8 protein-coding genes and 3 pseudogenes are annotated in these 9,179 nt (G+C 68.3%); 8 read left to right on the forward strand and 3 right to left on the reverse strand.

Annotated elements, in window-relative coordinates; translation table 11 throughout:
* Positions 1-387: 387 nt before the first annotated feature.
* Positions 388-969, reverse strand: coding sequence for an HD family hydrolase (locus ACFWU3_RS33275; RefSeq protein WP_384444874.1), 582 nt, complete (start codon positions 967-969; stop codon positions 388-390).
* 12 nt (positions 970-981) lie between these two features.
* Positions 982-2,097, reverse strand: a complete 1,116-nt coding sequence (locus ACFWU3_RS33280; RefSeq protein ID WP_384444876.1) for a helix-turn-helix domain-containing protein — start codon at positions 2,095-2,097, stop codon at positions 982-984.
* On the opposite strand from ACFWU3_RS33280, the pseudogene ACFWU3_RS33285 reads away from it, so the two are divergent.
* The 7 genes and pseudogenes from ACFWU3_RS33285 to ACFWU3_RS33315 all read left to right on the forward strand — a co-directional run.
* A pseudogene (locus ACFWU3_RS33285) lies at positions 2,080-2,532 on the forward strand (recombinase family protein); the annotation flags it as partial. The gene ACFWU3_RS33280 and the pseudogene ACFWU3_RS33285 sit on opposite strands and share 18 nt — an antisense overlap.
* A gap of 186 nt (positions 2,533-2,718) precedes the next feature.
* The gene (locus ACFWU3_RS33290) at positions 2,719-2,922 is read left to right on the forward strand and encodes a hypothetical protein (RefSeq protein ID WP_384444888.1); all 204 of its coding nucleotides are present in this window, start codon (positions 2,719-2,721) and stop codon (positions 2,920-2,922) included.
* A gap of 65 nt (positions 2,923-2,987) precedes the next feature.
* A complete protein-coding gene (locus ACFWU3_RS33295) occupies positions 2,988-3,488 on the forward strand; it encodes a hypothetical protein (RefSeq protein WP_384444878.1) in 501 nt (166 codons plus the stop codon).
* Between the two features lie 78 nt (positions 3,489-3,566).
* Positions 3,567-4,220 carry a class I SAM-dependent methyltransferase gene (locus ACFWU3_RS33300; RefSeq protein WP_384444880.1) on the forward strand — a complete coding sequence of 218 codons (654 nt, stop codon included), beginning with the start codon at positions 3,567-3,569 and terminating at the stop codon, positions 4,218-4,220.
* 86 nt (positions 4,221-4,306) lie between these two features.
* Positions 4,307-5,603 (forward strand): annotated as a pseudogene (locus ACFWU3_RS33305) (helicase); the annotation flags it as partial.
* A 487-nt stretch (positions 5,604-6,090) separates the two neighbouring features.
* Positions 6,091-6,564: a hypothetical protein gene (locus tag ACFWU3_RS33310; RefSeq protein ID WP_384444882.1), complete on the forward strand. Its 474-nt coding sequence runs from the start codon at positions 6,091-6,093 to the stop codon at positions 6,562-6,564.
* A gap of 29 nt (positions 6,565-6,593) precedes the next feature.
* Positions 6,594-7,685: a PhlD gene (locus ACFWU3_RS33315; RefSeq protein ID WP_384444884.1), complete on the forward strand. Its 1,092-nt coding sequence runs from the start codon at positions 6,594-6,596 to the stop codon at positions 7,683-7,685.
* A 32-nt stretch (positions 7,686-7,717) separates the two neighbouring features.
* On the opposite strand, the gene ACFWU3_RS33320 is transcribed toward ACFWU3_RS33315, so the two are convergent.
* Complete coding sequence (locus ACFWU3_RS33320; protein WP_384444886.1) at positions 7,718-8,275, reverse strand: hypothetical protein; 558 nt, start codon at positions 8,273-8,275, stop codon at positions 7,718-7,720.
* A 271-nt stretch (positions 8,276-8,546) separates the two neighbouring features.
* Between ACFWU3_RS33320 and ACFWU3_RS33325 the strand changes: the two are divergent.
* A pseudogene (locus tag ACFWU3_RS33325) lies at positions 8,547-9,179 on the forward strand (hypothetical protein); the annotation flags it as partial.

Below are 9,179 nucleotides of genomic sequence, written 5' to 3' on the forward strand. Positions count from 1 at the left end.
TTGGGACCTTCCCCGCCCGCGGGAGCAATGGCTCACCCTCCGCGTCACGCTCAAGGTGCCGGGGCCATCCCCGCGCGGGCGGGGAGCATCGGGCCACCGTCATCATGCCGTCACGGGCGCTGGGATCATCCCCGCACGTGCGGGGAGCAGGCGGCCCGGATCGCCACGAAGGCGGCGAACAGGGAACCATCCCCGCGCGTGCGAGGAGCAGAGAACGCCCGACCCAAGCGAACTGCGTCGGGCGGGACCCGCGCGTGCGGGGAGCAGAGCCGGGACGCGATCTGCTTCTGGTGTAGCCGGGACCATCCCCGCGCGTGCGGAGAGCACAGCTATTGCCCGCAAGCCCGTCAAGTGTCCTTCTCGGCTTCATCTTGGGGCAGTCTCCCGTCACGGCTTTGTCTCGCCGAGAGCTGTGCGGAGCCAGTCGAGCGGACCCTGTTTCAGGAGTTCGTCGGCGAGGCGTTGTCCGGTCTCTGTGACGATGCGGGCGCGGCTGTTGTCGATCCAACGCTGCGCGCTTTCATAGCCCTGTGACAGGTACTCGATTCCTTGGAGCATGCATTCCAGTTTGTCGGCGTCTCGGGCACAGACTGCCTCGGCGGTTTCATTTTCCTCATACTCGGCGACCAGGTCCCGCACGGTCTCTGCCAGTACCTCGGGCATGCCGGCGGTCTGATCGGCTGTGACAGCCTGGGGGTCGGCCGCCGTGCCGTACTTCTTTCCCAAGTAGTTGACGTCGCCGGTGCGTGTCTCCTGGGAGTCGTGCCAGACCGCCAGGAATGTGGCGCGGGCCGGGTCGGCTCCTTCGAGCTTGGCGATGATCGAGGCGATCAGGGACGTGCGCCAAGAGTGCTCTGCGACACTCTCGGGGTCCCGTACCCCAGCCATCCACCAACCGGTGCGCTTCGTTGCCTTCAACGTCCCTGCCTCGTACAGGAAGTGTGCGACCGCGGACAGGTCGTCAGCCACCGTCGTCTCCTCTCACGCCTCGGCGAGGCGAATGGCGTATCGAATGCCCTCGAGCTCGCGGCGCGCCCGCCTCGAGATCTCTGGGCTATCCAACATCACGGGAAGACGGTCGCGCAGTGCACAAGAGAAGCGAGGTCCGCTGCGCAGGAGGTTCGGCCGGACGGTGAGCAGCGACCACAGAGTGTGGACGTTGAGATCGAAGAAGCCATGGGCGGGAGTGAGGCCGCCTACGAGGTGCTGGAGGAGCCTGTCGCCCTGCCAAGGGCCAACGTTGGTGGCGATGAAGCTGTCGTCGAGCTGGACGTGCGGGGCTTCGCCAATCCAGTACGCCCAGTAGTTCAAATTCGCGGCTTCTCCGGCCTCGTCTTCGTCGAGTGTGCTGGCGATGAAGTGGCTTATGCGGTCGCGGTCACCCTGACGGGCAGCGACAGCGGCGGCCGAACGGGAGTTGAGCCAGCGGGTTAGCCAGTCATCGGGCCGCTCGGTGCGCTGCTGGTGGACCAGCCACTGCGTTGTGTCCGAGGCGTCGTCGTAGCCGGCCATGTAGAGGGCCTGGCGGCGCAGGAGAAACTGGGTGCCTCCGCGGGCCTGCTCGGCAGTGCGGCGCATGCGGGAGAAAAAGCGGCGGCGTTCCTCGGCCTGCAGTTCAGGCTGGTCGGGGACGGGGCCTCGCCGCCGCCGCGGCGGTGGTGGCAGATTCCGCAGCGGGGTGGGCGCCGTCCCGCTGAGTGGCCATGCGAGGACCTCGACCAGCTCGCGCTGCATCACCCAGACCCCGAGGGGGTTGTCGAACAACGAGATGTCATCGTCGAGAGCGGTGGCGAGCAGCACGTCCGCCTCCATCGCCCGCTCCAAGGCCAAAAGGAGGGCGGGGCCGGTTCCGAGCTGCATGAGTCGGTGACGGTGGACGAGCATCTGCCCGACGGGCACGGCGGTCAGCGGCCGACGACCGGACTCCCACCCCGCAACGGTGTCGGGCGAGATGTGGAAGGCCTCGGCCAGGGCGTCCTGGGTGTGGCCGAGCTGCTCGCGGATAAGCCGGAAAACGTACCCCGAGATGACACCACTGCGCAGCCGGGACGTGTTGCCCCTACCACCGGTCAGTGCGGAATGCGAGGTGCTGGTCATGGCTGCCTCCTTGCCAGCGGATTTGACGCCGATTACCCGTACTGCCGGTCACTGCAGCCAGCGACCATTGCTCCTTATGGTCGAGGCCATAGTGATGACCGAGCAACACAGCGTAGTAGGAAGGCCGTCGTAGTGAAGACCGAAGAGCTCACCCCGTCAGGGGACACGCCTCGCGCGTTCATCTACGACCGACACGCGACGGCCACGACCGCAATCCTCGACATCCGTCTCGACCGCTGCCGCGCCTACGCCTTATCCCAAGGGTGGGACATCGCCGGAGTGTGGCTGGATCTCGGTGATCACGCACTCGGCCACCACCGGCCGCAGTTCCACGCTCTGTGCATGGCCATGCAGGAGACGCACGGCCCCGCGATCTGCCTGATCGACGACTGGGACCGCCTCACGCGCGACCGAGCACACGGCGCCGAGATGCGCGACAGAGTGCGGCTCGCCAGCGGCCACTGTGAGACAGCGGAAGGCGAAACGAACCGTTCCAAGGAGCGGCCCTCGTCCTGCGGATCCCTGAACCCGGCGCTCTCATCTTCAACCAGCTGTCGCACTCATCCGGGGTCACCACCGACGGCCACGGCTTATGGGCGCAGCTCCAACCGAGGTGACGACGTGACAGAGACCTGTTACCTGTGCGGCAACGAGACCGACCAGCCGATCGCCATCGGCATCGCCCACGCGAGCTCCGGCCCCGGCCGCACCGTGTACGCCTGCTCGCCGTGCCGGTTGACGAAGCGACTCCTACCCCTCGACCAGCACCCCGCCGACAGCTACGGCTTCCCGCGATTCGACTACGCGGACGCGGCCGTCCACTGACCCCGCCCGCCACCACCAGGAGCGAGCGGACCCGGCCTCCAACCGGAGGCATCAAGGAGGAAGACGTGACCGTCGCATTAGATCGCCCCGCCTCAACCCGCACCCGCGACCCGCAGGAACTGCTCAACGCGGTCGCCCCCCACATCACCGAACTCACCGCCAACGTCTTCGACTCCGGCATGAGCCTGTGGGAGCGAGAGATCGCCCTACTGCTGCGCGACCACACCATGGTCCGCGACATGGCGGAGCGCATCCTCGGCAACGCCGTCATGTACGTCATGGGCTCCATCGAGAACCCGCACGTCCACCTCGGCGTCGGCAAGCTCGTCGACATCGGCGTGCATCAACTCATCCTCGACACGCCCGTCTGGTGGGGTCTCTGCCGCCTCTACAACGGCGGCCGGTTCAAGCACCACGCCCCGTTCATCGAGCGCCGCAGCGACGGCCTGTGCCTGCGAACCGGCGACTTCCTCAAGTCGCAGGGCTGGACGATCGACGAAGAACTGTGGGCCATCGACGGCGCCAGCTGCTCGCCGTGTGACGACAAGGTCCCCGACAGCCACTGAGCCCACTACAGTCGCCCCTGCCCTCACGGCTCCCCCGAGGGCAGGGGGTCCCTCATTGCGACGACCGGAGGAACAGCAGTGCCCGTACCTCACGACATCCCCGCCGAAACCGAGCTCTGGGACACCTATGCCAAGAGCGCCTTCGACACCGAGGCAGAACCCTCATTCTGCTGGACCCAGTACGCCGGCCACGGGCCAGGACCGGAGCTCCTGGGCTCGCCCGAGTCCGTGCTGGAGATCGGCTGCGGCACCGGCCGCGCTCTGGCCCACCTCGCCCAGCAGGGAGTGAAGACCACAGGCGTAGATCTATCGCCGCGGATGGCGGAGCTGGCAGGTGAACGCTGGGCGCCACTCGGCGTGCGGATCGAGCAGGCCGAGGTCCTCGACTGGCTCGCCGCCGACACGGCCCGGTACGACGCCGTGTACTCCATCTTCGGCGCGGCCTGGTTCACCGACCCGTCCCGCCTCTTCCCACTGGTGCACGAACGTCTCGCGCCAGGCGGTGTGTTCGTGTTCTCCCAACCGCCCGCGATCCCGGGCGCCTACGGACCGCAGGGCATGTACAAGGGCGGCTTCGCCGGAAAGGCCATGTTCACCTACCGATACAGCTACAAGCCGGCAGTGTGGGAACGGCACCTACTCCGAGCCGGGTTCACCACGGCAGAGGCCCAGATCGTAGACGCCCCCCACCCCGGGCACATCGGCACCCTCGTCGCCCGAGCACGTGCCTGACGAGGTAAACCGCCTCGGCCTACCTGCGCTTTCAAGCGCAGCAAGACAGCGCCCCATCAAAGGTCCAGCCGTGCCGAGCCTGGACCCTGTTCGCGCAGACCGCCCGGGCGTGGCACCTGGTGTGCCACCAGGGCCCCGATGGTGGCCGTGTGCCCGCTGAAGAACGACGCGGTCTTCAACTCGCTGGGAGTGCGCACCACCACCAACTTGATCCAGCTGGCTCTGGGGCGGGGTCCGGTCCTGTGGTCGTCTTCGCCACCTACGCCTCTCTGGGGACCGCGGGGACATCGACGCACCCGAGGGCCAGAGGGAGGTTCGCGGACCGCTTGAAGCTGCTCTGGCGGGCGGAGAGCGGCTCTACGGCCAGCGCATGTCAGGCTTCGACCTCGCGATCGTGGATAAGGTTCACGGAACCGCTGGTGATCTTGGTAGGCCGTGGGCGGCGATCCACGACAGCGTCCGTATCCCGGCGGACTTCCGGCTCAACCCGACCGCGACCCCTCGCATCCTCGCTGCGGCGGCCGCAGAAGGGCGCGGACGGCCAGGAGACGGAGCTCGTGACCATGGCCGACGACCCGGACGGCACGTACGGCGCGTGGCTCGGAGCACTCGGGCTGAGCGAAGCGATCGAGGGCGAAATCCTCGCCGGATTCGAGATCGACGTCCTGGAAATCCGCGCCCCTCCCCCGTCCTCAAAGAATCGGAGGAGGCCAAGGCGGGGCCCGCGCCTGGCCCTGTTGCAGACCTGCGCTCCTAGAGCACGCCGCCGCTTGGAACCTGCGCATCCTCATGACGTTCCACAGAAGGTCGAGGATGCCGCCGCGTTCGCGCAGAAGCTGCCGCAGTCCGCAACCGAGCTGTACATGAACGACGCCTCAGACGAGGACCTGGCAGCCGCAGAGCGGCTCCCCTCGTCGTCGATCGGGAGTTCTACGAGCTGGAGGCCCGCTGCCACGTACCCCCCGGCCGGATCTGGTCGGCATGGCTGTGCGGCGACCACCTCGTCACCGAGCGACGCGAAGTCCTGCACCAGCTCGCCAACGGCATCGACGCCGCCGGCCGCCGAGTGCACCGGGCGTTCCTCGCCAGCTGTCGCGTGCTCACGGAAGGCGTAGACATCACCGGCGAACGGGGAGTCGAAGCCATCTGCTTCGCCGACACCCGCGGCTCACAAGTCGAAATCGGTCAGAACATCGGGCGGGCGCTCCGGCTCAAGAAGGACACCAAGGTGGCCAGGATCATCGTGCCGGTCTTCCTGGAGCCGAGTAAAGACCGACGGACATGGTCGCCAGCGCCTCGTTCCGCCCCCTTGGAGAACGACGACACCCAGGCCGCCGCCGAGGCCGCCCTGCTCCGGTACCCGGCACAGCCGGTCAGCGGGAGCCCCGGCCCGCCCGGCAGCTCGCACAGGCTTTCTGACCCGTGCCAGGGCGGTCCGGCAGCCGTCGCATCGCGTGCGGCGGCCGGACATGCTCGGCTGCCCTGAAGCGGCAACCGAGTCCGCAGCCCGCCGACCAGGAGGCTGGCCGAGCAACCGCGTTGCTAGGCCTGCAGGTTCACTGGAGCCCATGTCGGCGACCCGGTCCTGGAGGGTGCGCTGGGCCGTGGAGAACTCCGCCATGGCGGTCTTGCCTCGCTGAACGAAGCATCGGCCCGCATGCCGTGCATACCGTCGGGCATCTACGGGGGCACAGGGTGCCCGGCCGCCTTCGCCATGCGCACAGGCAGACGCCAGGCGGGCGGTTGGACGGCACTCACTGTCCATGAACCCGCCGACCCGCACCCCGGCGCTCGCCTCCGGCGTCGTACATGCTCCCTGGACGTTGAACTTATCGAGGTCGGACCCGCGCACACGGCGGGAGACCTCATCGTGCACGTGCCCGCCAGCGGCGTTGTCTGCGCCGGCGATGTGCTGTTCGTCGACGACGTGCCGGTCCATTGGGCCGGACCGCTGGCGGGCGTCATCGATGCCTGCCAGACCATTCTCGATCTTCACCCCCGCGTCGTCGTGCCGGGCCACGGCCCGCTCATCGGGCCCCACGGTGTCCGGGACTACATCGCCTACCTGAGTGATGTCCGTGACCGGATCCACGCCCTGCACCAGAAGGGCCTTCCGTTCGAGGACGCCAGCCGTGAACTGATGCGCACCAACGACCACGATCTCGGGCTGCCCGAGCGGCTGGCTGTTCTCACGGCCACGGAGTATCGCCACCTCGACGCGGATGATTCTCCGCTCGATCTGGTCGAGGTCCTGACCGCTGCCGTGTGTCTTGCTCCGGAGGTGGTGCCGGTTTCGGTGCCTTCCCGTCAGAGCATGATCGCGGCCCTCAATCGGCTGCTGTAGCCGGACATCTTCAGCCTTCGGAGCTATTTGTGACCACAGCACATGTGACGTGCCCCAGCATCGCTCGAGCAGAGCATCGGATCACCACGGACGAGATCTGCGACGACATCGAACGTGCGCAGTCCGGTCTGCCACGCCTGGGAGCGATGCTTCGCTACGCTCGGCGCACGCAGGTCGCCACGCGCCGCTTCACCCGGCCCCTTTCCCATCCGGCGATTGCCGGTGACGCGCCGATCGGTGAACGCAACCGGATCGCGTTCGAGGACTCCGCCCGGCTGGCTGTGCAGGCGGCCAAGCAGGCACTCGCCGGCGCACGCCTGACGGCTGACGATGTCGACTGCGTCGTCACCTCCCACACCACGTCATGGACCGTCCCGGGCCTGGACATCCACCTCATCGAAGAACTCGGGCTGCGACCCGGCATCAAACGGATCCCCATGAGCACGCTTGGATGTGTCGGTGGTGCCCATGCCCTGGTCCGTGCGGCCGACCATGTTGCTGCCCGGCCCGCCGACACGGTGCTGGTAGTCGTCGCCGAGATGCTCAGCACCGTCTACAACCATCACGACACCACGCCGCAGTCCGTCATCTACAAGACTCTGTTCGGAGACTCCGCGGCAGCCTGCCTCGTCACTGGCAGTCCCCTGGGCCCTGGACTGCGGATAGACGACACGTGGGAATACGTCCTCCCCCAGAGCCGCGACCGGTACCGCGGCCGTCTCGACGCACACGGCCTCCACTTCGACTCCGAGACCACCGCCACCCAAGCAGTCAACGACCTGATGCCCGCCCTCCAGCTGTATCTGAAGCAACAAGGCATCGAACAGCCCGACTTCGTCGTCCTGCACCCCGGCGGCCCCCGAATCCTGCACGACATGGAAACCGGCCTCAACATCGAACAACCGGATGCCGATGCCGGCGGACATCTCAGCCGCCACGCCTGGGCCACACTCCGAGAAGACGGCAACCTCGGCGGCCCCGCCGTCCTGGCCGTCCTCGCCCGAACCCACCAGGACCCTCCACCCCCCGACAGCAGAGGCATCCTCCTCGGCGTGGGACCGGGCTTCAGCGCCGCCGCCTGCACCACAACCTGGAAAGGCGAGCAGAACACGCTGGGTTAGCCGCGAGCCGGCCCTCGTCAGCACTGCGCCGTTCACAGGCCCAATCCGGGTTCAGGCGTCGGGCGGGGGTTGTGCTCGGTGCAGGCGCTGCAGCGGCCGTCGCCGGCCGGATCGGCGCGCCGCGGGGTCGGCCCGGCACACGAACGGCAGGCCGGCCAATCCAGACACGCAGGGCACAGCCCGGTGCCGGTCACGGTGCCCGGACGGCCACAGTCACCGCACTCCACCAACACGCCAAAAACCACCGGTGGCGCCGTTGCGCCGGGCTGCGGGAGATCGGGGCCGTCGGCCCGGCGCTGAAGACCGGATGGTGCACCGGCGGTGTCGCGGGCCGCGTCGGGGCACCACGCGCCGGAGAGCGCACTGTCGCGGCCGGGTGATGTGCCCAGGGCCCGGAGGCGTGCCGCGAGCACAGCCGCGACACTCGTGTACACCTCCCGCGGCAGGGGCCAGGCGAGGGTGTGTTCGATCTGCTGGGCGCTCCAGCCGTCGTGCAGCAACCGGTCCACCAACGCCCCCACCGTGTGGAGATCGGTCCCGGTCAGACGCAGCGGTGGGTTGGCGGCGCCGATCCGCTCCAGCAGCCGCACCCCGGGCGATGATCCGGCGTGGGATGCGGCACGGCCGTGGGGTGGTGCGGTGTCGTGAGGCCGGGCCGTGGGTGCGGGATTGCCGGGAGCGGAAGTCTCTTCCGGTCGAGACGGGTCGGGGGGAAGGGGGGTCCTTCTTCTCCCTGTTTTCGTCTTCTGGTTACTGATGTTCTTACCCCCCGTACCGGCCAACGTTGGCTCAGCCAACGTCGGAAAACCCGACACAGGCACACCCGGCACAGGCCGGCCCGTCAACTCCCCCCATCCCACAGTGGGCACGAGCAGCGCGGCTGACCCAGACGACGACCGGGGTGATGAGTACGACGAAGCCAAACGCGACGACGCCGACACCGGCGACCCGATCACCGCCGACGACCGGCGCAAGGCCGCATACGAAGCCCGCGACGGCACCGCGGGCCAGAGTACGGAGGAGACGGGAAGGGCGGGCGCGACCGGGGGCGAAGACGCGACCGCGGGCGAAGAGGCGACGGCGGGATCGAGGGTGAGGGCCGCGGGCACGGACGTGGACCAGGCCCGAGGCGAGGCAGGTAACGACGGCGGGGTTGAAGCCGCACCTGCCACTCCCCCACCCGGCCCAGGCCCGTCAACGCCGGGCTGGTCCGTGATCACATACACCACCGGACCCAACGTGCCGTCCGGCTGCCGTACCCGCTCACGACGCAGATACCCGAAACGCTCCAACTCCCCCAACCCCGCCCGCACCGCATCCCGGCCCTCACGCCCACACCCCGCCAACGCAGCCACCGAAACCCGCCACCCCGACCGATGCGACGCAATCAACCCGAACAAGCCCTTCGCCTTGAAACTGATCCGCCCATCCCGAAACAACGCATTCGACACCCGCGTAAACGGAACCGACCCCACCAACCCACGCCGCACCCCC

It is taken from the genome of Streptomyces sp. NPDC058685 (genome assembly GCF_042714725.1).
Lineage (GTDB): Bacteria > Actinomycetota > Actinomycetes > Streptomycetales > Streptomycetaceae > Streptomyces.

Excerpts from the sequence above, each read along its gene's own strand:
- ACFWU3_RS33280 (WP_384444876.1), bottom strand. The coding sequence starts at position 2,097 with ATGACCAGCACCTCGCATTCCGCACTGACCGGTGGTAGGGGCAACACG.